This is a genomic window from Zobellia sp. B3R18 (assembly GCF_018860715.1).
Lineage (GTDB): Bacteria > Bacteroidota > Bacteroidia > Flavobacteriales > Flavobacteriaceae > Zobellia > Zobellia russellii.
Genome location: NZ_JAHKQG010000011.1, coordinates 1,908,346 through 1,931,276 on the forward strand (window position 1 = coordinate 1,908,346; position 22,931 = coordinate 1,931,276).

Annotated in this window: 24 protein-coding genes; 11 read left to right on the forward strand and 13 right to left on the reverse strand. The window is 38.5% G+C overall.

All coding sequences use genetic code 11. From position 1 onward, the window contains the following. Position 1: 1 nt before the first annotated feature. The 3 genes from KO513_RS14445 to KO513_RS14455 all read right to left on the reverse strand — a co-directional run bounded on the left by KO513_RS14445 (position 2) and on the right by KO513_RS14455 (position 1,991). The gene (locus KO513_RS14445; RefSeq protein ID WP_215438130.1) at positions 2–601 is read right to left on the reverse strand and encodes a LemA family protein; all 600 of its coding nucleotides are present in this window, start codon (positions 599–601) and stop codon (positions 2–4) included. Between the two features lie 83 nt (positions 602–684). After that, the gene (locus tag KO513_RS14450; protein ID WP_215438131.1) at positions 685–1,014 is read right to left on the reverse strand and encodes a MerR family transcriptional regulator; all 330 of its coding nucleotides are present in this window, start codon (positions 1,012–1,014) and stop codon (positions 685–687) included. Further along, positions 1,014–1,991 (reverse strand): M23 family metallopeptidase, encoded by a 978-nt coding sequence (locus KO513_RS14455; RefSeq protein ID WP_215438132.1) that lies wholly within the window; start codon positions 1,989–1,991, stop codon positions 1,014–1,016. Before KO513_RS14455 ends, KO513_RS14450 begins: the two co-directional genes overlap by 1 nt. Before the next feature lie 101 nt (positions 1,992–2,092). Between KO513_RS14455 and alaS the strand changes: the two genes are divergently transcribed. Continuing rightward, positions 2,093–4,708 carry an alanine--tRNA ligase gene (gene alaS, locus KO513_RS14460; protein WP_215913939.1) on the forward strand — a complete coding sequence of 872 codons (2,616 nt, stop codon included), beginning with the start codon at positions 2,093–2,095 and terminating at the stop codon, positions 4,706–4,708. Between the two features lie 167 nt (positions 4,709–4,875). On the opposite strand, the gene KO513_RS14465 is transcribed toward alaS, so the two are convergent. After that, on the reverse strand, positions 4,876–8,079 hold the full coding sequence (locus tag KO513_RS14465) for a ligand-binding sensor domain-containing protein (protein WP_252735808.1): 3,204 nt from the start codon (positions 8,077–8,079) through the stop codon (positions 4,876–4,878). A gap of 295 nt (positions 8,080–8,374) precedes the next feature. On the opposite strand from KO513_RS14465, the gene KO513_RS14470 reads away from it, so the two are divergent. From KO513_RS14470 to KO513_RS14495, 6 genes are all read left to right on the forward strand, one after another. Further along, complete coding sequence (locus KO513_RS14470; RefSeq protein WP_215914044.1) at positions 8,375–9,085, forward strand: hypothetical protein; 711 nt, start codon at positions 8,375–8,377, stop codon at positions 9,083–9,085. Next, positions 9,086–9,955 carry a hypothetical protein gene (locus tag KO513_RS14475; RefSeq protein ID WP_215913941.1) on the forward strand — a complete coding sequence of 290 codons (870 nt, stop codon included), beginning with the start codon at positions 9,086–9,088 and terminating at the stop codon, positions 9,953–9,955. It abuts the gene before it with no gap. A gap of 51 nt (positions 9,956–10,006) precedes the next feature. After that, positions 10,007–10,561 carry a Crp/Fnr family transcriptional regulator gene (locus KO513_RS14480; protein WP_215913942.1) on the forward strand — a complete coding sequence of 185 codons (555 nt, stop codon included), beginning with the start codon at positions 10,007–10,009 and terminating at the stop codon, positions 10,559–10,561. 86 nt (positions 10,562–10,647) lie between these two features. After that, positions 10,648–11,076 carry a DUF3995 domain-containing protein gene (locus KO513_RS14485; protein WP_215913943.1) on the forward strand — a complete coding sequence of 143 codons (429 nt, stop codon included), beginning with the start codon at positions 10,648–10,650 and terminating at the stop codon, positions 11,074–11,076. Between the two features lie 62 nt (positions 11,077–11,138). After that, a complete protein-coding gene (locus KO513_RS14490; RefSeq protein WP_215913944.1) occupies positions 11,139–12,095 on the forward strand; it encodes a GSCFA domain-containing protein in 957 nt (318 codons plus the stop codon). Between the two features lie 64 nt (positions 12,096–12,159). Continuing rightward, positions 12,160–12,774: a DUF4230 domain-containing protein gene (locus KO513_RS14495; protein WP_215913945.1), complete on the forward strand. Its 615-nt coding sequence runs from the start codon at positions 12,160–12,162 to the stop codon at positions 12,772–12,774. Between the two features lie 7 nt (positions 12,775–12,781). Here the strand turns inward: KO513_RS14495 and KO513_RS14500 are convergent, their stop codons facing one another. The 4 genes from KO513_RS14500 to KO513_RS14515 all read right to left on the reverse strand — a co-directional run bounded on the left by KO513_RS14500 (position 12,782) and on the right by KO513_RS14515 (position 16,775). Continuing rightward, positions 12,782–14,038 carry a glucuronyl esterase domain-containing protein gene (locus tag KO513_RS14500; RefSeq protein ID WP_371735783.1) on the reverse strand — a complete coding sequence of 419 codons (1,257 nt, stop codon included), beginning with the start codon at positions 14,036–14,038 and terminating at the stop codon, positions 12,782–12,784. A gap of 38 nt (positions 14,039–14,076) precedes the next feature. Beyond that, positions 14,077–15,840 carry an aromatic amino acid hydroxylase gene (locus KO513_RS14505; RefSeq protein ID WP_215913946.1) on the reverse strand — a complete coding sequence of 588 codons (1,764 nt, stop codon included), beginning with the start codon at positions 15,838–15,840 and terminating at the stop codon, positions 14,077–14,079. A gap of 141 nt (positions 15,841–15,981) precedes the next feature. Next, positions 15,982–16,539, reverse strand: coding sequence for a DUF4136 domain-containing protein (locus tag KO513_RS14510; protein ID WP_215913947.1), 558 nt, complete (start codon positions 16,537–16,539; stop codon positions 15,982–15,984). A gap of 77 nt (positions 16,540–16,616) precedes the next feature. After that, positions 16,617–16,775, reverse strand: coding sequence for a DUF5522 domain-containing protein (locus KO513_RS14515; RefSeq protein WP_215438227.1), 159 nt, complete (start codon positions 16,773–16,775; stop codon positions 16,617–16,619). 204 nt (positions 16,776–16,979) lie between these two features. Between KO513_RS14515 and KO513_RS14520 the strand changes: the two genes are divergently transcribed. From KO513_RS14520 to hemL, 4 genes are all read left to right on the forward strand, one after another. After that, positions 16,980–17,309 carry a hypothetical protein gene (locus KO513_RS14520; RefSeq protein ID WP_215438142.1) on the forward strand — a complete coding sequence of 110 codons (330 nt, stop codon included), beginning with the start codon at positions 16,980–16,982 and terminating at the stop codon, positions 17,307–17,309. A gap of 72 nt (positions 17,310–17,381) precedes the next feature. After that, entirely contained in the window at positions 17,382–18,293 is a 912-nt protein-coding gene (locus KO513_RS14525; protein ID WP_215913948.1) for a 1-aminocyclopropane-1-carboxylate deaminase/D-cysteine desulfhydrase, read from the forward strand. Further along, the gene (locus tag KO513_RS14530; protein WP_215913949.1) at positions 18,290–19,144 is read left to right on the forward strand and encodes a glucosaminidase domain-containing protein; all 855 of its coding nucleotides are present in this window, start codon (positions 18,290–18,292) and stop codon (positions 19,142–19,144) included. The genes KO513_RS14525 and KO513_RS14530 overlap by 4 nt, the downstream gene beginning before the upstream one ends. Continuing rightward, complete coding sequence (gene hemL, locus KO513_RS14535; RefSeq protein WP_215913950.1) at positions 19,145–20,425, forward strand: glutamate-1-semialdehyde 2,1-aminomutase; 1,281 nt, start codon at positions 19,145–19,147, stop codon at positions 20,423–20,425. It abuts the gene before it with no gap. Positions 20,426–20,445: 20 nt separating this feature from the next. On the opposite strand, the gene KO513_RS14540 is transcribed toward hemL, so the two are convergent. The 5 genes from KO513_RS14540 to KO513_RS14560 all read right to left on the reverse strand — a co-directional run bounded on the left by KO513_RS14540 (position 20,446) and on the right by KO513_RS14560 (position 22,927). Further along, on the reverse strand, positions 20,446–20,685 hold the full coding sequence (locus tag KO513_RS14540; protein WP_215913951.1) for a DUF1059 domain-containing protein: 240 nt from the start codon (positions 20,683–20,685) through the stop codon (positions 20,446–20,448). 22 nt (positions 20,686–20,707) lie between these two features. Then, positions 20,708–21,217, reverse strand: coding sequence for a MepB family protein (locus KO513_RS14545; RefSeq protein ID WP_215913952.1), 510 nt, complete (start codon positions 21,215–21,217; stop codon positions 20,708–20,710). A gap of 98 nt (positions 21,218–21,315) precedes the next feature. Then, the gene (locus KO513_RS14550; RefSeq protein WP_215913953.1) at positions 21,316–21,762 is read right to left on the reverse strand and encodes a hypothetical protein; all 447 of its coding nucleotides are present in this window, start codon (positions 21,760–21,762) and stop codon (positions 21,316–21,318) included. A 173-nt stretch (positions 21,763–21,935) separates the two neighbouring features. Then, on the reverse strand, positions 21,936–22,091 hold the full coding sequence (locus KO513_RS14555; protein ID WP_215913954.1) for a hypothetical protein: 156 nt from the start codon (positions 22,089–22,091) through the stop codon (positions 21,936–21,938). Positions 22,092–22,282: 191 nt separating this feature from the next. Continuing rightward, positions 22,283–22,927, reverse strand: a complete 645-nt coding sequence (locus KO513_RS14560; RefSeq protein WP_215913955.1) for a hypothetical protein — start codon at positions 22,925–22,927, stop codon at positions 22,283–22,285. Positions 22,928–22,931: the final 4 nt, after the last annotated feature.

Here is a 22,931-nt window from a genome sequence, read left to right on the forward strand (position 1 = left end):
CTTAATTGAAGTCGAATTCTACGTCCGGTGCATTTTCAGAACCAGCATCTGCTTTGTACCGAGCCATATCTTCAAACCCGAAAATGCCCGCCAAGAATGACCCTGGAAATTTAGAGATGTGTATGTCGTAAAGGTTTACGGTCTCATTAAACTTGTTTCGTTCAACGTTTATACGGTTTTCTGTACCTTCTAACTGTGCTTGTAGTTCAAGAAAGTTTTGGTTTGCCTTTAGCTCTGGGTAGCGCTCTACAACTACCATTAATTTACTAAGTGCACCTGTAAGTCCGCTTTGTGCTTGTTGAAAAGCGGCCATTTTTTCTGGTGTTAGGTTATTGGCGTCAATAGAGGTTGAGGTAGCTTTGGCCCTTGCTTCAATTACATCTTTTAAAGTGCCACGTTCAAAATCTGCGGCGCCCTGTACGGTTTTTACCAAGTTTCCTATAAGGTCGTTTCTGCGTTGGTAGGCACTTTCAACATTAGACCAAGCTGTTTTGGCATTGGCTTCTAGTTCTACTGCGGTATTGTTAAAGCCTACGGCCCAATTATAAAGACCAAAAGCAATAACTCCTAGCACTATAAGTACAATTAATCCTTTTTTCATTTTAAAAATATTAGGTTATAGTTAATGTGTTGCTGTAAGCAAAAAGTGTATTTGGAATATTAGACCACAAAGTTGTGCAATTGTTACAACTGCTCTTTAATTTTGGTCAATTCGGCCTTAATTCGCTCTAATTTATCAATAATATCAAAGTTATTGAGCGTTTTTTGACGGTTTTCCTTTAAGTGGATTTTAGCGCCTTCTAATGTAAAGCCACGCTCTTTTACCAAGTGGTAAATGAGCTTTAGATTGTCTATGTCCTGTGGGGTGAACTTACGGTTTCCCTTTGCGTTCTTCTTGGGTTTGAGCGCATCAAATTCTTTCTCCCAAAAACGGATCAGGGAAGTGTTTACACCAAAGGCCTTGGCGACTTCGCCAATACCGTAATACCTCTTTTCTGGAAGTTCTATTTGCATTAATCCAAAGATTGATTTTCTTGTGCTGCGTATTTCAGCATATTCTCAAATTCTTCTGCGGTCAAACTACCATAGTAGAAGTTTATGGGGTTGATGCGTTCTTCATCTTTCCAGACTTCATAATGTAAATGGGGAGCTTCCGAACGGCCTGTATTTCCTACAAAACCAATAAGATCTCCGCGTTTTACTTTTTGACCTTTTTTTACATTGTACTCGCTCAAGTGCCCATAAAGCGTCTTGTAGCCATAGCCGTGGTCTATACGAATGTGCTTGCCGTAACCGGATGAACCGTTATCGGCACGAATGACCTTACCATCTCCAGGAGCGTAAATAGGAGTGCCTTTTGGAGCGGAAAAATCCATTCCCCTATGCAATTTACGTGCCTTTGTAAACGGATCCGAACGCCAGCCAAAACCGGAAGCCATACGTTTTAAGCTTTCATTGGTAACCGGCTGAATTGCCGGAATGGCCATTAGGAATTTTTCTTTTTCTTCGGCAAGTTTTGTGATTTCATCCAATGATTTGGATTGAATGGACATCTGTTTCTTAATGATGTCAAGTCGTTTTGTAGTGGCGATTACCATTTCGGAATTATTAAAGCCTTCCAAAGATTTGTAACGGTTAACACCTCCAAAACCGGCTCTTCGCTGTTCTTCCGGAATAGGGTTAGCCTCAAAGTACAAGCGGTAAATATTATTGTCGCGCTCTTCTATATTAGCCAAAACCTCTTCGATCTGGCCCATTTTTCTATTCAAAAGCTCAAATTGAAGCTCGTAATTTTTCACTTCACGCGCTAGCGAAAGTTCCCTTGGAGTATTGATTAGGTTGGTATTCATTAAAAATACCAAGCACATGAGGCCAAATAGAAATGACCCTACAAAAAACAGGGCAATATTGCGATAGCGCCTAGATTTTTTAGGTTCTATCTTGCGATATGAAAGTGTATCCGGATCGTAATAGTACTTTACCTTAGACATGAATCTATTTTATCCTATTTTTGTGACGTTTTACTGGGATAAACAAATATAGAAATACTTTCCTTTAAAACGTTAATTTTTGTAAAACCTTATAATTCTCTATGACTTCCAAGGAAATCCGATCTCAATTCTTAAATTTTTATAAAGAAAAAGAGCATAAAATAGTTCCATCTGCCCCTATGGTCATTAAAGATGACCCTACGCTAATGTTCACGAATGCGGGCATGAACCAGTTTAAGGAGTTCTTTTTAGGGAATAGTATTGCCAAGAATCCTAGGGCCGTAGATACCCAAAAGTGTTTGCGCGTAAGTGGTAAGCATAATGATTTAGAGGAAGTGGGCAAGGACACCTACCACCATACCATGTTTGAAATGTTGGGCAATTGGAGTTTTGGCGATTATTTTAAGGAAGAAGCTATTTCTTGGGCATGGGAGCTGCTCACGGAAGTTTTGAAAATTGATAAGGATTGTTTGTATGTTTCGGTTTTTGAAGGAAGTAAAGATGCCGATAATTTGGCGTTGGATACCGAAGCTTATGATCTATGGAAAGCCATTGTGCCGGAAGACCGGATTATTCTAGGAAATAAGAAGGACAATTTTTGGGAAATGGGTGATCAGGGGCCTTGTGGCCCTTGTTCCGAGATTCATGTGGATATTCGCTCTGCGGAAGAAAAAGCAAAGGTTTCAGGAGCCTCTTTGGTAAATGCCGATCACCCACAGGTAGTTGAAATATGGAACTTGGTTTTTATGCAATACAACCGAAAGGCAGACGGTACTTTGGAACCATTGCCCGCAAAACATGTAGATACGGGAATGGGGTTTGAGCGTCTGTGCATGGTGCTTCAAGGTGTGCAATCCAATTACGATACAGATGTTTTTAAGCCTATTATTCGCGAAATTGAGACCATAACCAATAGCAAGTATGGTAAAGATGAAGAGACGGATATTGCTATTCGTGTAATTGCGGATCACATTCGTGCGGTGTCTTTTTCCATTGCAGACGGACAGTTGCCAAGTAATACGGGAGCCGGATATGTAATCCGCCGTATTTTAAGACGTGCCGTGCGTTACGGTTTTACGTTTTTGAATACCAAAGAGCCCTTTATGTACCGTTTGGTAAGTGTGCTTACGGAGAATATGGGGGAAGCTTTTCCCGAGTTGAAAGAACAGCGTCAATTGATAGAGAACGTTATAAAAGAGGAAGAACATTCATTCTTGAAAACCTTGGAACAAGGGTTGGTGCTTCTAGATCAAGTAATTGCAAATGTAAAGGGTAAGGAAGTAGATGGTAGAAAAGCTTTTGAGCTGTACGATACTTACGGATTTCCTATAGATTTAACCGCACTGATTCTTTCTGAAAAAGGATTGGGCTTAGATGAAAAAGGTTTTGATGCGGCTATGCAAGAGCAAAAGAATCGTTCAAAATCGGCTTCGGAGATTTCTAAGGATGACTGGGAAGTGCTTTCAGGAGATTTGGAGCAGGAGTTTGTTGGGTATGATGTACTCGAGGCCAATGTAAAATTGGTGAAGTACAGAAAAGTAACTTCCAAAAAGGCCGGTGAGCAGTATCAATTGGTTTTTAACCTAACTCCTTTTTATCCTGAAGGAGGTGGACAAGTAGGGGACAAGGGCTATTTGGAGATGCCAAATGGTGATGTAGTCTACATTCTGGATACGAAAAAGGAGAACAACGAAATTATCCATTTTACTAAAAATCTTCCGTCAGATACAAGCGGAACATTTAAAGCGGTAGTGGACAGGAAACAGCGCGAACGTACGCAAGCAAACCATACGGCTACGCACTTATTGCACCAGGCTTTACGAGAAATATTGGGCACGCATGTAGAGCAGAAAGGTTCTGCTGTACACTCCAAGTATTTACGGTTTGATTTTTCTCACTTTTCAAAAGTAACATCGGAGGAACTACGCGAGGTAGAAAACTTTGTAAATGCACGTATAGATGGTCAGTTGCCTTTTGTGGAGCAAAGAAACATACCAATGGAAGACGCCTTGAAAGAAGGGGCTATGGCCCTTTTTGGAGAGAAGTATGGTGATGCTGTCCGAACGGTGCGTTTTGGTCAGTCTATAGAATTGTGTGGAGGTACCCATGTTAAGAATACGAGTGAAATTTGGCACTTTAAAATTAAGTCGGAGGGAGCAGTGGCTTCGGGAATACGCCGAATTGAAGCGATTACCTCTGATGCCGTAAAGGATTTTTATGCTGATAATGATAGGGTCCTTTTGGATATAAAGTCATTGCTGAACAATGCCCAAGACCCAGTAAAAGCTGTCTCAAACTTACAAGATGAAAATACCAAATTGAAAAAAGAGGTAGAGGCCTTATTGAAGGATAAAGCAAAAAAACTAAAAGGTGATTTAAAAAACGAACTGGAAGATGTGAACGGGGTTCAGTTTTTGGCCAAGAAGATTGACTTGGATGCCGCAGGAATAAAAGACCTTTCTTTTGAAATGGGTCAGAACCAGGATAATCTATTCCTTCTTTTTGGAACGGAGCAAAACGGAAAAGCATTATTGTCTTGTTACATTTCTAAAGAACTAGTGACTTCAAAGGATTTGAATGCCGGAACCATTGTTAGGGAATTGGGAAAATTCATTCAAGGTGGTGGCGGTGGCCAGCCTTTCTTTGCTACCGCAGGAGGCAAGAAACCCGAAGGAATTGATGAGGCATTGGCCAAGGCAAAAGAGTATTTAAAGTAACATACTAGAAAGCCTCGCTAATTATGGTGGGGCTTTTTTCTTTAAGGATAGACTTGACTAATCTTTAAAGGAATCATAATTCACGGTTCATTGTTGATGAAGAGGAATGTGTTCTATGGGTTAAGAAAATATTAGATAAATAAGGGTAAAATTCTTCTGGGTTATTTTTAAGACTTGATAGGTGGCTGACCGTTATCTTTTGCTTTTTGTACTGCTATTTCCGCTTTTGGCAAGGTTAACTTAAAGGTGGTTCCTTTTCCAACGCCGTCAGACTCGGCAATTATGGTTCCCCCATGCGAGACCGCAATTTTCTGGACCATATAGAGTCCTAAGCCTGTGCCTTCTGTATTCTTGTGAAAGCGTTCAAATGGTGTAAATAGGTTTTGTAAGGCATGCTCGTTCATTCCTAATCCATTATCACGTACTAAGAAGCTGTTTGTGTCACCATTATCAATATAATCTATAGCTATTGTTGGATTTTTTTGGTCACCCATATATTTGATAGAGTTGTCCAGGAAGTTGCAAAAAATCTGGGTTATCCTTTTGTGGTCACCATAAATTTGGGGTAGATCGTTCGCAATAATAAGTTCAACTTTTTCTTTGTCTAGTTTTCCTTTGATCAAATCTTTGGATAAACTCAATATATCATTGGTGTTCAACAGTTCGTTTTTATTTTCGACTTTACCCAATTCCGCAATTTTGGTAATATCCGAAATCAATGCGCTCATATTATCGCAGGAAATATCTATTAAGTTTAGATATTCTTCTACCGTCTCAAAATCTGCAGTCTCAATAGACATGGACATAAGGCCGGCAATTCCTTTAATATTGTTAAGCGGACTTTTTAGGTCATGGGAGACGGCAAAGGTAAATTGTTGAATCTCTTTGTTCTTAGATTTTAAGCTATTTGCGGCTTCCTCTAGTTTGTTTTTTTGAAGCCTTAATTCTTGGGTACGTTCCGCTACTTTTTGAACCAATACTTTTTGATTTTTCCGGAAATTTCGGACTTTGAGGTAATAGGCTAGATATAGCAATAGTAGAATCAATACGACCAATAACAATCGGAACCACCACATTTGCCAATAGGGTGGGGTAATAGTCAGATGTAGCTTTAATTCATTGTCTACCCAAACACCATCAGAATTGGTAGATTTCATTCGTAACGTATATTCTCCCGGGTTGAGGTTGGTATATGTGGCACTGGGATTGTTTCCTACATAATTCCAATCTTTCTCAAACCCCTCTAAATAAAAGGCATAGTCAACACTTTCTGGGTGTCTCATGGTAAGCGCCTTAAAATCAATATTTATTACGGATTGGTCATGGCTGAGGGTAAGGGAGTCAACTTGGCTAATATCCTTCTCTAAAACTCCAAATTCATCATTGGGCAGAACTGATTTGTTGAAAATTTTAAGGTCTGAAATAAACAGGGTGAGTTTATCTTTTCGCTTAATAACATCCTTGGCCGTAAAAATGTTAAACCCATTTACGCCTCCAAAAATATATTCTCCTTTACTGGTAACCAACGAGGCGTTAGGGTTGAATTGGTTGGCCTGCAGACCATCAACTACCCCATATTCCATTGTTTTTTCGTTACCCGTATGGTATCTAATAATACCTTCCTCCGTACTTAACCACAGATGTTTATTCTTATCATCTATAATTTCTTTAATAGCATCATTTTTAAGTCCGTTTGATTTGTTGATTATCTCAAAAGAATCCTTTTCAGGTACGTATTTGTTAAGTCCTCCTTGGGTACCGACCCAAATGGTATTTTCGGTATCCTGTATGATAGAGTTGACAAAATTGTTGCTTAACGAATTTTTAATGTGATAATGGGTGCTTGTCCAATTACCATTGTTTTCTGATAGTTTAAACAAGCCGGAATTAAGAGTGCCTATCCAAACATTACCGTGGTTGTCTTCAAATATGGTGTTTAACGAATTTATTTCTGTACCATCTACTTCAGAGGTCAGGGTAATGTCTTCATGTTCGTCTGTCTTAGGGTTAAAAACCTGTACACCCGCAAAATAATGGACAATCCAAATACGACCATTTTTGTCCTTTAAGAGGTTAACTACAATATTGGATTTCAAAAAGGAATTCTGGGTGTTTAACTCTTCGTACTTTTTACTTTTCGTATCAAAGATGAGAATACCATTGGTCCAAGTGCCAACCCATAACTCGTTTGGTTTTGTCTCGAGTAATGAAAGCACTACATCACTGCCAAAATTTTCGCTTTTTAGAGAATAATCTTCAAACGTATTTAAACTTCTGTTCCAATAATTTAGTCCACCACCGTCCGTTCCTATCCATATATTACCTTTAGAATCTTCATTAAAACAATTTACCAGCTTGTTGCTTAAAGATTTGGGGTTTAGTGGGTCTGATGTAAAGTGTTTAAATTTAAATAATTCTGGGTCATGGTAATTTAGGCCACTTCTATACGGGGCTACCCACATAATACCATTGCGAGTGTTTAGCAGTGCCCAAATGGAGTTGCCCGAAATGGAATTAGGTTTATAAACGCTATGTTCTATATGTTGTAGCTGTTCTAAATTTTTATTGTAGATATAGAGGCCGTTGTTTTCTGTTCCTATCCACAATTCATCATTGCTGCTTTTAGTTAAGGAACGGATACAATAACCTGGGCTTACATCCTTTCTTTTGGTATGTATTTTTAAATTCTTATCTACCTCTAGTTCTACAAGAGATCCTTTTAGGGTGCCCAGTAAATATTTGTTTTTATCTATGGTGGTAGCCGCAAAGATTTCATCTGTTTGCTGATGTTTGCTCTGGATTTCCATATCCTTGTTTATTACCAGAATATTGTAGGTAGTAATAACCAACATATAATCGCTGGTCAAGGGCATTATTTGAAGAACTCTATCTATACGTTTGTTTTTTAGTTTTACATAGTCATTTGGAAGTTTAAAGTGTTTTATCGCTCCAGTTTCGGGTTGATATCGATATAGTCCGCTTTTTTCCGTGCCCAGCCATAAATAACCATGTAGTTTTGTTACCCCTTGGAACCTTTTGGATTCTATTTCCTTTCCCTCTTTCTTAAATGGATATGGAACAACAAGATTTAAACTGCGATCGTATAAACTTAAGCCATCATTGGTGCTTATGAGTATATTTTCACCGTCCTCATATAAAGAAACTACGTATTCGTGGGTAAGTCCTGTTACACTGTCTAATGTTTTATTGAATATTTCAAAATCCTTGCCATCGTACCTGTTCAGTCCATTTCTGGTTCCAATCCATATAAAACCGTAACTATCTTCTAAAAAGACAGTAGCTGTGCTATGTGATATTCCTTCTGTAATATGTTGAAAATCAAAGGGTTTTGTGTGTTGAGATCTAACCATATGTATGGAAAGAAAAAGAAAGAAGAACATAAAACTCTTACAACAATACTTTGAAAACATTTTTTGGCTAGTGTAGTGTATTTATTTTAACGTATTTAAAGGTAAGAAATTACGTCCAAAAATAAATTTAATGCAAAGTTTTATCTACGAAACAAGAAAAGAGTTTAGGTAGTATATAGAATACGCTGGTTTTTATGAATTTTTCTGTCAAACTTATGGGCTATCTTTAATTTTGAAATTAGGCATGGGCTACGGTTTTTGTGGATTGTTCTGTGGCGTAGATATTAAATTAAGTATGACTATATTTTCTTATCATTTGGCCAAAATACCATTTTCTACGGCCGTAAAAGGCGTATTCTCAAATCCTATTCCTAGGCATACAAAAGGTTTGATTCATGTGGAGTATATGTCTTCTATGAGATTGGGTTCTGCTATTGTATCCCCATCAAGATTTTTAATTCGGGAGGTAGTGGTCTTTGCCCAATGGGAAAATGAAAATGCTATAGATGATTATTTAGAAGAAGAGAAATTTGGTAAAATTCTAGCTAACGGCTGGCATGTTCGCTTGTCTTTTGTGCGAGAGTGGGGAAAATTTAAGGATTTTAATATTCCGGAATATAAATCCGAGTTAGATGGCCTAAATTCTCCTGTAGTAGCGGTTACGATTGCGAGAATGAAACCCTTTGAAATCCCACGGTTTTTACATTGGGGCAGACCTGTAGAAAAGTTGGTCCGTGACCACCCTGGAACTACGCTTTCTTTGGCTTCATTTAGATTTCCCAATACGGTATCCACATTTTCTATTTGGAGAACGGAGAAAGAAATGACAGATATGGTGCGTGGTCATAGTAAAGTGCCTAAACCCCAAAGACATGCGGTTGCAATGAAAGAAAGAGATAGGAAGAGTTTTCATTTTGAATTTACCACTCTGCGTTTTAAACCCATCTCGGAATCTGGTTCATGGAAAGGTAAAAAGAATTTTGTTCCTAATCTTAAAGTAGATTAAATGGGGCTTGCTATTCTTAAGCAAAACGTACAGGATTGGATTACCCAACAATGGGTTATCCTATTTGGGGAAAAAGTTGATGAAGAGACTAGTAATTGGCTTCTAGGGCCTTTTGGAACAAAAAGCGGAATTGGAGAAAAGTTCATTCAAGAGCTGGCGCATAAGGAAGAATTGAATCAAGATAAAAGTACCCATGCTAAAGGTATATTGCAATCCATTAATCAACTTAAACTACCTCAAACAGAGTTGGATAAATTGTCCGAAAATGTAATCGATTTTTATGAAAATACAAGTACTTATAATCTTGACTTAAAAGTGAAATGGAATCCCTTCTTTAAAGGGTTTGGTGTGCTTTTACGCCTATTGTTCAGTAATAGAATCGAACAATTAAACGTGCCTATTAAAAACAATAAAGATTCCAAGGCAGTGACAAGTGAAATCATTTGTTTGTTGGATGGTCAAACAAAAAAAGTAAAACGTACCATTTGGCTAAGAACCTTTAAAACCTCGGGGCAAGTGGTGTATTCTGGGGTTTATGAAACCTGTACGATTCCAAAAGGGCAGACTTGTGTAAAAGCTATATTTCCGTTGCCCAATGGTAATGCTACGGTTATTTTAAGCCCAAGTGTGGGAAAGAACGGTGAATTAATTTTAACCTCTTCGGGGAAAACAATTGGTGATAGTGGATTTTATTTTTTACTGAACGATTCCAAGGGAAATAAATGGACTAAGTTTATTTCATCATTTAAAGATAAACTGGTGGTTAGTTCAGAAAATGGAAGCATTAAAGCAGTACAGACCTTAACTTTGTGGCGATTTCGGGTTTTGAGTCTTGAATATCAAATCAATAAAAAGCATTCAAAGTACTAGGCAGGGCGTAGTCATATAAATAATATACCAATAGAAAAACTAAAACGCATATTGAACAGTATTCTTCCTATTACGGAAGAGGATTGGCAGGCTATATTGCCTTACCTCTCAGTTGTTGGGTTTGAAGAAGGTGAACAGTTGCTCTGTCCGCCCCAAATATGCCGCTTTATTGCGTTTATCAATTTGGGGTCTTTGCGGTCTTACCATATAAATGACCAACTGGTAGAAACGAATTTGCTGTTGAGGTCCGCTAATGAGTTCATAACGGACTATGAGAGCTTTGTAAGTCAACAGCCCTCTACCTTGTGGATACAGGGCATAGAAAAAGGGGAAGCTATTTTTTTGGATAGAACGGGTCTGTATTCTCTTTACGAAACCTCTTTTTACTGGAATAAATTTGGGAGAATTATTAGCGAACAGATATTCGTAAATAGTAAACGGAGAACGGAACAACTGCTATTTTTAAATCCAACGGAGCGGTATTTGCTTCTCATGAAAAATCATCCTGAATATTTTCAAAAGTACGCTTTAAAACATATTGCGAGCTATTTGGGTATAACACCACAATCATTAAGTAGAATTAGAAATCAGGTTTCAAAGCATTAATTACCTAAAGTTAAGTCTTGATTTTGCAGTATTTCTAGAAATTAGCTCCCATTAAATAAATGGAGTAATTTTTTAAACCTGTACTTATGACTGTCATGATTTTATCCGCGATTTTATTTTTAGTTTTTGTTGCTCTCGGTGGCATCCATTTTTATTGGCTTTTTGGAGGCACATGGGCACTGAAAAGCGCGATTCCAACAAAAGGTAATGAACTGAACTCGCTCGCCATTCCTAAAATAGCCACGTTAATAGTGGGCCTTGTTTTGGTTTCGTTTGGGCTTTTATATCTTTTGAAGTCAGGCTTGATACATTTTCAGGCACCTAATTGGATTATAAATTATGGATATTGGTTTATTCCTTCTATTTTTATTTTACGGGCGATAGGCGAATTTAATTATGTAGGTTTTTTTAGAAAAATAAAGAATACCACATTCGCGAATGCAGATTCAAAAGTTTTTATTCCTTTATGCCTAGCAATTGGTATAATGGGAATACTGGTTCAATATCTAAGTTGAAGGATTTAAAATCCTCTAAATTAGGCGCTATCTTTGAGCGGTAGAAAAAGCAAAAAATTAAGATGAAACTCCAAACCCAAATACCTTTACAAAAGACTCAAAACCAGATTGACTATGAAAGTAGGTTAGTATTGTTGGGTTCCTGTTTTTCAGAGAATATTGGGCAAAAAATCAGTTACTTTAAATTTCGCAAACTTCAGAACCCGTTCGGTATTTTATTCCACCCGTTGGCTATTGCCAATTTGGTCTCTCGTGCCGTATTGGGGATGGGCTATACGGAGGACGATGTTTTTTTTCACAATGAGCGTTGGCAGTGTTATGATGCCCATTCAGATTTAAGTGCGGTTTCCAAAGAAAGTCTGCTTAATGCCTTAAATGACGGAATTGAAAAAACTGGAAATCATCTGAAACAAGCTACCCATATTTGCATAACACTGGGTACGGCTTGGGTGTATAGAAATACGGAAACAGATGCAGTGGTAGCCAATTGCCATAAAGTTCCTCAAAAACAATTTTCAAAAGAGCTGTTGAGTATTGGAGAGATTACAGCAAGTCTAAACAGTATTATAGCATCGGTACAATCTCTGAACCCCAATGTACAGTTTGTTCTTGCCATATCACCAGTGCGTCATATAAAAGATGGATTTGTAGAAAATCAACGTAGCAAGGCACATTTAATAGCTGCTGTTCATGAAGTGATTGAAACTGCGAAGCTAAAAGTAGATTACTTTCCTTCGTATGAAATTCAAATGGACGAACTGCGCGATTATCGTTTTTATAAAGAGGATATGGTGCACCCAAATGCATTGGCGGTCAATTATATTTGGGAAAAGTTTAAATTGGTTTGGATTACGGAAGAGGCCCAAAAAACCATGCTTCAGGTAGATGCTGTTCAGAAAGGACTCTTTCATAGGCCTTTTCACCAAAAATCGGAACAACATTTAAAGTTCTTAAAATCCTTGGACGTTAAAATATCCAATCTTCAAAAGCAGTTTTCATTTATGGATTTTTCAAGTTAAGATTCAGGGTGTTAGAATCCGCTTTCCGTTTCGTCAATTTCAATATGTATTGTAACTTCAACTTATGAAAAAAGTATTTGCAGGCGTCTTGATTACCCTGGCCGTTGTTTTGGTTTTTCGTTCGTGCGTTGCCGATAGGGAGGAAAAATCCATCCTTGAAGAAAATAGTATGCTCATACAGACACAAATAGACAACGTAAGCAAATTAATAGTTACCGAAGGTCACTTTGCGGAAGTCTACAATTACAAAGATTCTAAGATGCTTTTTGGGCCTTTTATTTCCGCCGAAAAGAAAGCGTTGGTCGTGGTAAATGCCGATGTTACCATTGCCTATGATTTAAGTAAAATTAATTTTGAAGTGGATGAGGCAAACAAGACTTTACACATCAAAAGCATACCGGAGCCGGAAGTAAAGATCAGTCCGGATTTTGAGTATTACGATGTTACTTCGGACTATTTAAATATGTTCGACGCCAGTGATTATAATAAAATCAAGAAAAACGTAAATGCTTCCCTTATGAAAAAAGTAGAAGCATCGGCTTTAAAAAAGAACGCTGAAAACCGTCTGATCAGCGAACTTCAGAAATTCTATATTTTAACCAATTCCATGGGATGGTCTTTGGTATACAATGGTCAGCCGGTAGAAGAGAATCTGCCCCAAATACTTTTCAAGGATTAGATTTTACCTATTTGGCAAAAGTATCTGCCCAAGTCATGTATTGGTCCCAGTCGTATTCGGTTACATCGTGTTTTCCGGTTCTCATATGGTAGGCTAGCGTTCGCTGAATAGGCTTGTCAACCTCATGAACATCTGTAAGGGACAATCCTTTTTTTCCATATAGCTCGTACACTTTAGAGGCATATTGAGAAGACAAGAACTCACCTTTGGGATCTGCCCATTCATCTTCAATGGCACTGGCTACGTACAATGGCCTTGGAGCAATCAATGCCAGTAACTGATGCTGGTCTACAGGTAATGTTTCTTCTCTGTTGCTGTATTTTTTAAAGCTTTGGGAAAACCAATGTGGAAAAGAAGTAGTAATGTGTTCTATGGTCTCTCCATACTTTCGTTTGGATAAGGCTGCACCTCCACAACCCGAATTATTACTGACCACACCGGAGAATCTAGGGTCTGTTACACCTGCCCATAAAGCTGCTTTTCCTAGCCTTGAATGCCCAAACACAATTACATTAGAAATATTAGTGTCATTTTCTAAGTAGTCCATAGCGCGACTAAGTCCAAAAGCCCATGCGGCTATACTGCCCCATTCATTGGTCCTTGGCCGGGTCTGTTCTTCGGTATAGTATAAACTGTGCAGTCCATCCGAAAAGTCATTTTTATCTGGGTCTATTTCTCCATAATACACCGTGGCGAGACCGTATCCCTTTTCGAGCATTTTATTTATGGGCCAGCGGTTGGTACGCACGCCTCGCGAAGCTTCTGTAGCTTTGTTATTGCTTATCTTTAAATCGTCGTTGTTGGCATTCCAAGCTTCGGTGATTATTACCTTGGGGTCGTTCGTTACCGTGTGGTTCCCATGAAAATTATAGCCTAGGAATACAGGTGCGTTTTCATGTCCGTTAGGAAGGTATAAAAGGATGTTGAAATTTAACGTCCGTCCGTTTTTCTTTAAGCCAACCGCAATTTGTTTGCGTTGTGCTTTTCCCTCAAATGCATTATTATCTTGTTCTATGACTTTAAAGGAGTACTCGTCCAACATGGCAGGGACCTTGCCATATATTTGCTTTTCGAAGAACTGATAGATTTCTAGTTTTCTATTTTTTTCCCACTGATCGGTATTCGTTATCGCTCGCCCACTAAAAGAGGTGAGAGGGTCGGGAACTGAGAATTTTGGTATTCTGGTCTCATCGTAATTAGCTTCGGGTTGTGCCAATAGGATGGTACTGAAAATTATAAAAAAGAGAGAAGTTATTCGTTTCACGGCGGTTTGGTTTGGGGTCAATTAGGAAATATAGGTTTCTAGTTCAAATTTTCTGTTTCACATGTTTGGTTTACCAAATTTAGGCCATCATCTATTAAATGACCAACCTTTGGATTGTTCAGTTTCACTGTTTGTAAATGTTCGGATATTTCATGGGCAAACTCATGGTCTCCGTTTTCTTTGGCAAGCTCGTAGAGTTCAACAGGCAGGAGCCAATCACCAGGGTAATTATCCCTTATGGCTTCAAAAACTTTGTGTCTGGAGATGGTAATGTTCTTGCCTTCCCGGAAGTGGCGAACCTGTTCGTAATATTGTTCCAATTGGCTCTGAGAAGCGTTGCCTTCTGATTTTATGGTCGTGGATGACACTTTATGGGTAACCAGGTCAAAACTGTTCAAATCTGCCGGACCGTTAAAAGCCGAAACAATTTCGCTACCTACGGCCATACTGTAAAGCTCTTCCTTGCTTTTAAAAAGAACATTGTTCTTGTGGGTTACCGTACAATCTTTAAAGGTGACGAGAATAATATCTCCTTGCAGGTTTCGGGTTCCCGTAACGATTTCTCCGGCTATTTGTATATGTCCTTCAAACTCTAAGGAAATGCGTTGGCCTTCAAAAATATTGTAAGCTTTTAGGTCAAGCGGACTCATATCCTCAATAGCCAAGTTTATTCCTTTTAACTTGCCCAATGGGGAGCCAAAACCGGTAGCGTGCTGTTTTGTACTGTGCCCTACCAATTCTTTGTCGCGGAAGGATAAAGCCGTAGCTCCAACCGTTTGAAAGAAAACAGGCTTATCATCATACGCTATAACGCTATCAAAATTACCCGAGATCTGTAAGCCCGTACTCAGTTCTATGGTGCCCAGTTCTTTGGAGGCAATCAGTTTTTTAATTCCGCTCAATCCGCCTTTGCGTAAAGCCATGGTATTCGCAAACTCCTCTAAAACTTGACTCAAGTAAGCAAAATCCGGAGTAACAAAAAGTTGAGGTTGGGGCTGTGTAATGTCAAAAGACGTGTACGCCGCATCTAAGGAATACGGTTTTTTCTTGACTTCATCCGTCATGCACCAGGCACTTTCTCCAATAGAAGAAAGTAGTCCGGCACCATAAATTTTAGGATTTTCAGGTGTTCCGATAAGTCCGTATTCTACGGTCCACCAATGTAAATTTCTTATGAGTGCAATTTCACTGGGTTCACCCATATTGTTCTGAAGATCTTCAATATGTTTTTCGGCTTTGTCAATTTCATCCTGTGGTGTGCCTTGGGCCTCTTTTATAATTGAAAGGTGGCGCACCGCTTCGTAAAGCTCATAGTCTTTGGCATTTGAAATGGCCTTTGAACCAATCTCACCAAATCTACGTAAGTACTCTGCATATTCAGGATTGGCAATTATTGGGGCATGCCCTGCGCCTTCATGAATAATATCTGGGGCAGGCGTATATTCTATATGGTCTAATTGCCTAATATCCGAGGCAATAACAAGCACGTTGTATGCCTGAAATTCCATAAACGCAGAAGGCGGAATAAAACCGTCTACGGCAACGGCCGCCCAACCAATTTCTTTTAAAATACGGTTCATACCGTACATATTGGGAATGTGGTCTATGGAAATACCTGTTTTTTGTAACCCATCTAAATAGGAAGAATGTGCTACCTTACTTAAATAATCTACGTTTTTGCGCATTACATATCTCCAAACGGCCTGGTCAATAGCCGAGTATTCATTGTAGTCTTGCGGTTTTATATACTGCTGCAAATGTGCAGGTAGTTTATCAAGTACAGGATTACTAGTGTATGTCATACAACAAAATTTTCTGTTATAAAGATACAAAAAAGGGTAGAGCGCTTTTTTTAATATTTACAAGGACTAAGTTGTGTGTAAAAAAGGCCCTTTTTGATGTAAAGAGCTTTAGTCATTAAGACTTATATTAGTTAAACCAACCTACTTTGTGGCAACAATGTTGGGTGGGTATTGCATTAAGATTTCTGATACAAATTCTCTAATTCTCTCTTCTTTCTTGGCAATGTTACTAGTGTTGGTAAGGTTGCCAACGCCTTTACCTTGCCACACCAATTCTTTGCTTTTGGAGTCTATAAGGTCTATGTATAATGAACCTTCCGTACGAGTGCTGACGTTATTTCCGCCCCAACCGGGACCCCAGTAGTATGGGTTCCAGCCCCAGCCCCAACCACCGCCCCAGTAGTTGTTATAAATGTCAACCTGTTCCTTTTCTTTAGTGAAAATGCTTATCAGAATGTCTGGGTTTTCAGATTTGGTAAAACCACGTTTGGTCATTTCGGCTTCAATAGCTCTTAGAATTCTCTTTTTGTCCAAATCGGAAATCTGGGCTTTGTCAATTCCGGTTTTATAAAACGCGTAGGATTTATAACTGTTGAAGTTAGCCTCTTTGTCGTAATCCGAAAGCACACGTACCGATGTGCAGGAGCTTAAAAACAACAACACGAGCATTGGCACCACTAAAATTTTAATCTTTTTCATAACGGATAATAGTATTTGGTGTTAACACATCATTTTCTTTTTAAAATAGTCTCAAAAATCATGCCGAAGAACCGTATTTATTGACGGTTAGTCTTAGGGTCGTAGCCGTATGGGCAATGTCTGCAACCACTCTCGCAACAATACCCTCTTTTTAAGTGGTACTGTTTTGTAAATACTCTATACCCTTCTTCGGTTAGGTAAAAGTCTCCTTCCTCGGGCGGAATTATTTTTTTCATTAATTTATCTTCCTATACCTTGTTTAGGTTAAAATTACTGCATTTTGTTGATAGAGTACTTAAATCCATCTTAAAACCTCACATTTTACAGGGTTTAGGTGTATTTTAACGAATGATTACAATTATTGGCAACAAAGTTGTGTTATCCCATTAAGATGGTTCAACAACAATCAATTTTGTTTTGTACCATTTAAACCTTTGATTATGATCTTAGTCTTTAAACATTTTTTTTATAAGAATTATGTTGGTCTATCACTTTGGCCATTCATTATTCTTAAGCATGATGAACTCAAAGAAGATATTGTCTTGATCAATCATGAGAAAATCCACTTAAAACAACAACAGGAACTACTTATTGTTTTCTTCTACTTTTTCTATATATCGGAATGGCTTATTAGAACGGCCATTTATTTTGATAGTTATAAGGCATATCAAAACATTAGCTTTGAACGCGAGGCTTATTCAAACGAGAAAAATTTGAATTATACTAACGAACGCAAAGCCTTTAGTTTTATTAAATATCTTTCAAATTAGCCTGTACAATACTTCCGGTCTAATTAAAACAGAACTTTAATACCACTGTTTTTCGCCCTACTTTTGCGGAGTATGCGAGAAACTGTTAAAAATCAAGAAATTCATTTACCCATTTTTGAACAAAAAAAGGTAACCCTTGTACTTAAGAGGGAGGATCGTATTCATCCGTTTATTTCTGGAAATAAATACAGAAAACTCAAATACAATTTAGAGGAGGCAAAATCTAAAGCGCTGAACACCCTGCTTACATTTGGAGGGGCGTATTCCAATCATATTGCCGCAACGGCCTATGCCGGAAAACTACACGGTCTACAAACCATAGGGGTAATACGTGGGGAAGAACTGGCTCAAAAATGGCAAGAAAATGCTACTTTAAAACTGGCCAATTCCCATGGTATGCAGTTTAAATTTATTTCTAGGGAAGCTTTTAGGAATAAGAATAATGCACAATTCATCAAGGATTTGAAAGAAGAATTGGGCGCTTTTTATCTTTTGCCCGAGGGTGGAACCAATCCTTTGGCCATTAAAGGTTGCGAAGAAATCTTAACAAATACCGATGCTGGTTTTGATGTAATCTGCTGTGCTGTAGGTACGGGCGGTACTATTGCAGGAATAAGTAATTCTGCTTTTGCGGCTCAAAAAGTTTTGGGGTTTCCGGCGCTCAAAGGCGATTTTTTACAAGAAGATATTCGTAAATTCGCAGCAAGGGAAAATTGGGAACTTATAACGGACTATCATTTTGGAGGTTATGCAAAGGTCAATGAACACCTCATACATTTTATAAACGATTTTAAGAGTAAGACCCAAATACCTCTGGATCCGATTTATACGGGCAAGATGATGTATGGTATAGTAGATCAGGTTACAAAAGAATATTTTCCCCCTAACACAAAAATTTTAGCAATCCATACAGGAGGGCTCCAAGGTATTGACGGAATGAACCGTAATTTGCAAAAGAAAAATCTACCATTATTAAGCCTATGATACGTAGCGTTATAGCAGTAGCTCTTGTGAGCCTATTTTTTATTGGATGTAAAGCAAAACGAACGGTAGCCACCCGTAGTGAAACTCCACGGAAGAAAACGGAAGCTGTAGTGGTTAAGAAGGAGACTAAAAAAGCAGATGACGGTCTGTACCCTATGCCAGATGATACGGGTGAATTTATTCACTTTAGTATTGAATCACCGGAGGAATATGTTGAGACATTTTCTGAAATAGCCCAAATGGAAATGAAGGCTTTTGGTATTCCTGCTAGTATTACATTGGCGCAAGGGTTGTTAGAAAGCGGACTGGGAAAAGGGGCTTTGGCCTTAAAGACCAACAATCATTTTGGAATAAAATGCCATACCGGTTGGGAGGGCGATTATGATTTTCATGATGATGATGAAAAAGGGGAGTGTTTTAGAAAATATAACCACCCCATGTATTCGTACCGCGATCACAGTATATTTTTAAAAGGTCGTTCACGTTATGCATTTTTGTTTGATTACAGTAACGATGATTATAAGAGGTGGGCAAAGGGCTTACGACAGGCCGGTTATGCTACGGATAAACATTACCCGCAAAAATTGATATCGCTTATTGAGCGGTATGAATTGTACAAGTATGATACTGAGATTGCCAAACAAGGCTATGGCAAACCAAAAGAAAAACCCGTAATAGCGGCGCGTACCCAGAATAAGGTGCACGTGGTCAAGAAGGGAGATACGTTATATTCAATTTCCAGGGCGTATTCTGTTTCTGTTGATGATTTAAAACGATGGAACTACATGTACGACAACAATCTGGATATTGGTCAAAAACTTACTGTTAAGACTCAAAATTTCAATAAATAGATGTTATATCAAAGAAGTAGCGCCCTATTTGCCGAGGCGCAAAAATATATACCTGGAGGTGTCAATTCTCCAGTACGTGCTTTTAAGGCCGTAGGAGGCGACCCAATTTTTGTAAAAAAGGCCAAAGGTGCCTATTTGTATGATGAAGATGATAATCGGTTAATTGATTATATCGCTTCATGGGGTCCGTTAATTTTGGGCCATGCCCATGAACCTGTACTTAATGCGGTAATTGAGAAAGCAAAATTAGGAACCTCCTTTGGAATGCCTACGGAGATTGAGACCCAGTTAGCGCAACTGGCAGTTTCCATGGTACCCAATATTGATAAAATTAGATTTGTGAACAGCGGTACGGAAGCTTGTATGAGTGCAGTACGTTTGGCCCGAGGGTATACGGGAAAGGATAAAATCATCAAATTTGCAGGGTGCTACCATGGCCACTCAGATTCTTTTTTAATACAGGCGGGTAGTGGTGCCGTAACTTTTGGTAGTCCCAACAGCCCTGGGGTAACCCGAGGTACCGCAAAGGATACGCTTTTGGCCACCTACAACGATATTGAAAGCGTACGAGCATTGGTTGAGGCCAACAAAGGGGAAATTGCAACCATAATTATTGAACCTGTAGCAGGTAATATGGGTTGTATTATCCCTTCGGATGAATTTATAAAGGGACTTCGCCAACTGTGTACCCAAGAAGGTATTTTATTGTTATTCGATGAGGTCATGACCGGTTTTCGTTTGGGCAAAGGTGGCGCTCAGGAAGCACTAGGTATAGATGCTGATATTGTTTGTTTCGGAAAAGTTATTGGCGGAGGTTTACCCGTAGGTGCTTTTGCGGCAAGAGCTGAGATTATGTCTCATTTAGCTCCTGAAGGCCCCGTTTACCAAGCAGGAACATTGAGCGGTAATCCATTGGCAATGGCCGCAGGTCTAGCTATGCTAACGGAACTTAACAATAAACCAGAGGTTTTTGAAAGTCTGGACAAAAAAACCGCTTACCTTCATGAAGGTTTGGATTCTGTTTTAAAGACGAAAGATGTTCCGTACCAAATTAACCGATTTGGAAGTATGATATCCGTACATTTTACGGAAGAAGCCGTGGTAGATTTTGATAGTTCAGCTAAGGGAAACAATGATACCTTTAAAAAGTACTTTCACGGTATGTTGCAAAACGGTGTGTACTTACCACCAAGTGCTTTTGAAAGTTACTTTTTGAACGATGCCCTCAGCTATGCAGATATAGAAGAGACTGTTGCAGCTTTAAAGAAAGTGAATCTATAGATAGTTGTTACAATGCCGGATTATTCAATATCCGGCATTGTAGCAAATTCTTTTCTTTTGTTTTCGAACCAATCCTGCATACCGTTAGGAGATTTCATGAGATTTTGCATCTCTTCCATTGCTTTTAGATGTGCCCCATCTTTTTTCTGAAACATTTCCATACCGTGCTTTTTGCTGAGTTCGGCAATTTCTTCAAATGTATTGGCCGAAAATTCCACATCACAGGCACCGCCCAATTGTTTACATGTCATCTTTTTCATACTACTTGAATTTTAGAGTTGCTTAAAGTTCGTTATATTGGATGAGTATTTTATGTAAATCCGGTTGGTCTTTTGCTTCGTGAAAGTAAAGTAATTGCCATTTTTGGGTCTTTGTAGCCTGTTTGCTTGTTGCCTTGTCCCATGGTGGGTATACCCTAAAACCCCGTTTGCCCTCTTTTTTCTGGGTAGAAATAATCCCTTTTTTTATCAGTACTTCTTTCGGTATTACAAATTGCCCCAACAAATCGCCTTTCTGTACATTAATAATAAAATAATCAAAAGTATCTTGCTCTTCAAACGGGGAAATAGGGCCATTTTCAATTCGCTTCCAAAAAGTAACGAACTGTCCCACTTTTTTGGGAGTAATTTTTGAATCTCTACAGATAATGGTACGGTTTTTCAATTGAAATCTACAAGCCTTATACTCTTTACTTTCCTGTTCTAATTCAAAATTTGAGATGTTCAGGTTGGAAGTTTGGTAAACCGTACTAAAAATACCCTTAAGTTCTTCTGTATTGGTTTTTATGGACATGGCTTAAAAATAGTGAAATCTAAAGTCTCCGTTTAGGTATAGGGCAAAAAAAAGGGCTGCATGTGCGTGCAGCCCCAACTGTATAAATAAACTTCCCCCTACTTTCTTGCTTTGCGTCCTTCTCTTCCTTCTTTGGAATGTCTCTTTCCTTTTCTATGGTTCATTTTTTGCCATTTTTCAAATTGGTCGGTAGAGAGTATCTCTTTCATTTGTGCTTTACGAGCAATCATCCTATCCAATTTGGCATTTTGCATGGCGTAACGCTCTTCAGATGTTGGTTTTTTGCGTTCTCCTTCTTCTCTTTGGGCCTTACGTTCTTCTAGTTTTGCCTTTCGCTGTTTTGCTTCGTCTAAGTTAATGGCCTTCATTTTTGCTTGTTGGTCCGGGGTTAGGTCCAAGGCCAATGTCATTTTTTTTGTGTGTAAAGTTGCTATTTGCTCAGCGGTCAAATCTTTCATTCCATCTCTATCGTGGTGACCTTTTTCTCTTTGCGCCATTGCGGTCAACCCTGCCATACATACTAATGCTATAAGTATCTTTTTCATCTTTTTTGATTTATTGTTTATACACCTTAGAGTGAAAAAGTAGTGGAAGGTTTAACAGTGATATTCCATTTATGTAATAATTAACATCTGAGAGGCTGGGGTTTGGATATAAAAAAAGGGCGAAGAAATAATTCTTCGCCCTCACATAGTAGGTCGTTCAATGTGTGTGTATTTTAATCCAATGTCTCAGGACTCATAACTTGTTCAATGTCCGCCGAAGCCATTTCTACAGTCTGGGGAGACTGGTCAGAATTGGTTTGATTGTAATATATTACTGAAGCAATTACGAATCCGGCTAGGTACAGAGAACTTTTAAGTTTTTGAGACATGGTATGTATTTTTTGATTCTGATACCAAGTTAAGTAAAAGAAGAAAGCAGTTTTACAGGTTGTTGCAAAGGGAGCTCAGGATGTGGTCAACAAGCCCAATTTTGTTGTTTGGAAATTCACTTTGGCGAGGTTTGCTGTATTTCGTCTATGTTTTAATGTTTTAAATTGAAACAATTGCTGCCAAGTTTGCGCTATCCGTGTAGCGTATCTTTTAAAGTTAACAAGTGAGATATAAAGACAACAGGAACAATGTAAGTGGGTAGATAGATGTAAGGGAACTGTAAGACTGCTAGATTGGGTTGGTCAAATGCAAGTAACTGTATAGGTAATGGAGACGATAATACGGCCATCAAGACAATGGCCGTTAGAAAAAGAAGACCCAAAATATTCCAAGACAAAATAAAAGATTTAGATGGATTCTTTTTCGTGTACAGCATGTAAAAAAGAATGAATGTGGCCAATATTCCCATTAAAATGTCAAAATTCCACCCTTTAAAAGTCATCAGAATAGGAACTTTCTTTTGAAGGAACAATTCAAAAAGTATGAGTTCAACAGGAATACGGACTACATGAACAGCCACTAAAAACTTAGGCTTAATTCTGTTTAAATCAATCGTTCTATAAAACCATATAAAGGCAATTATACTAGGGATAACAGCAAAAATGAACCTAGGTGGTTTTTCTTGGGTGTTTTCAAAGTATCCATTATATGAAATTAGACCTATACTAAGTAACCAAAATATGCTAAAAACAAGCACCCTTTTATCCTTTCCTGTTCCTTGATAGAAAAGAATTAGGGACAAAAGGGTTGTTGCAATAAATAGAAATGGTAGCATACTG

What these genes read in the sequence shown, in the direction of transcription:
- KO513_RS14465 (WP_252735808.1), bottom strand. Translation starts at nt 8,079, where the DNA reads ATGGTTAGATCTCAACACACAAAACCCTTTGATTTTCAACATATTACA.
- KO513_RS14515 (WP_215438227.1), bottom strand. Translation starts at nt 16,775, where the DNA reads ATGAAAAAAATAATTCCGCCCGAGGAAGGAGACTTTTACCTAACCGAA.
- KO513_RS14555 (WP_215913954.1), bottom strand. Translation starts at nt 22,091, where the DNA reads ATGTCTCAAAAACTTAAAAGTTCTCTGTACCTAGCCGGATTCGTAATT.
- KO513_RS14505 (WP_215913946.1), bottom strand. Translation starts at nt 15,840, where the DNA reads ATGACATACACTAGTAATCCTGTACTTGATAAACTACCTGCACATTTG.
- KO513_RS14525 (WP_215913948.1), top strand. Translation starts at nt 17,382, where the DNA reads ATGCGAGAAACTGTTAAAAATCAAGAAATTCATTTACCCATTTTTGAA.
- KO513_RS14550 (WP_215913953.1), bottom strand. Translation starts at nt 21,762, where the DNA reads ATGAAAAAGATACTTATAGCATTAGTATGTATGGCAGGGTTGACCGCA.
- KO513_RS14485 (WP_215913943.1), top strand. Translation starts at nt 10,648, where the DNA reads ATGACTGTCATGATTTTATCCGCGATTTTATTTTTAGTTTTTGTTGCT.
- KO513_RS14445 (WP_215438130.1), bottom strand. Translation starts at nt 601, where the DNA reads ATGAAAAAAGGATTAATTGTACTTATAGTGCTAGGAGTTATTGCTTTT.
- KO513_RS14530 (WP_215913949.1), top strand. Translation starts at nt 18,290, where the DNA reads ATGATACGTAGCGTTATAGCAGTAGCTCTTGTGAGCCTATTTTTTATT.
- KO513_RS14560 (WP_215913955.1), bottom strand. Translation starts at nt 22,927, where the DNA reads ATGCTACCATTTCTATTTATTGCAACAACCCTTTTGTCCCTAATTCTT.
- KO513_RS14470 (WP_215914044.1), top strand. Translation starts at nt 8,375, where the DNA reads ATGACTATATTTTCTTATCATTTGGCCAAAATACCATTTTCTACGGCC.
- hemL (WP_215913950.1), top strand. Translation starts at nt 19,145, where the DNA reads ATGTTATATCAAAGAAGTAGCGCCCTATTTGCCGAGGCGCAAAAATAT.
- KO513_RS14510 (WP_215913947.1), bottom strand. Translation starts at nt 16,539, where the DNA reads ATGAAAAAGATTAAAATTTTAGTGGTGCCAATGCTCGTGTTGTTGTTT.
- KO513_RS14540 (WP_215913951.1), bottom strand. Translation starts at nt 20,685, where the DNA reads ATGAAAAAGATGACATGTAAACAATTGGGCGGTGCCTGTGATGTGGAA.
- alaS (WP_215913939.1), top strand. Translation starts at nt 2,093, where the DNA reads ATGACTTCCAAGGAAATCCGATCTCAATTCTTAAATTTTTATAAAGAA.
- KO513_RS14490 (WP_215913944.1), top strand. Translation starts at nt 11,139, where the DNA reads ATGAAACTCCAAACCCAAATACCTTTACAAAAGACTCAAAACCAGATT.
- KO513_RS14475 (WP_215913941.1), top strand. Translation starts at nt 9,086, where the DNA reads ATGGGGCTTGCTATTCTTAAGCAAAACGTACAGGATTGGATTACCCAA.
- KO513_RS14455 (WP_215438132.1), bottom strand. Translation starts at nt 1,991, where the DNA reads ATGTCTAAGGTAAAGTACTATTACGATCCGGATACACTTTCATATCGC.
- KO513_RS14520 (WP_215438142.1), top strand. Translation starts at nt 16,980, where the DNA reads ATGATCTTAGTCTTTAAACATTTTTTTTATAAGAATTATGTTGGTCTA.
- KO513_RS14495 (WP_215913945.1), top strand. Translation starts at nt 12,160, where the DNA reads ATGAAAAAAGTATTTGCAGGCGTCTTGATTACCCTGGCCGTTGTTTTG.
- KO513_RS14545 (WP_215913952.1), bottom strand. Translation starts at nt 21,217, where the DNA reads ATGTCCATAAAAACCAATACAGAAGAACTTAAGGGTATTTTTAGTACG.
- KO513_RS14450 (WP_215438131.1), bottom strand. Translation starts at nt 1,014, where the DNA reads ATGCAAATAGAACTTCCAGAAAAGAGGTATTACGGTATTGGCGAAGTC.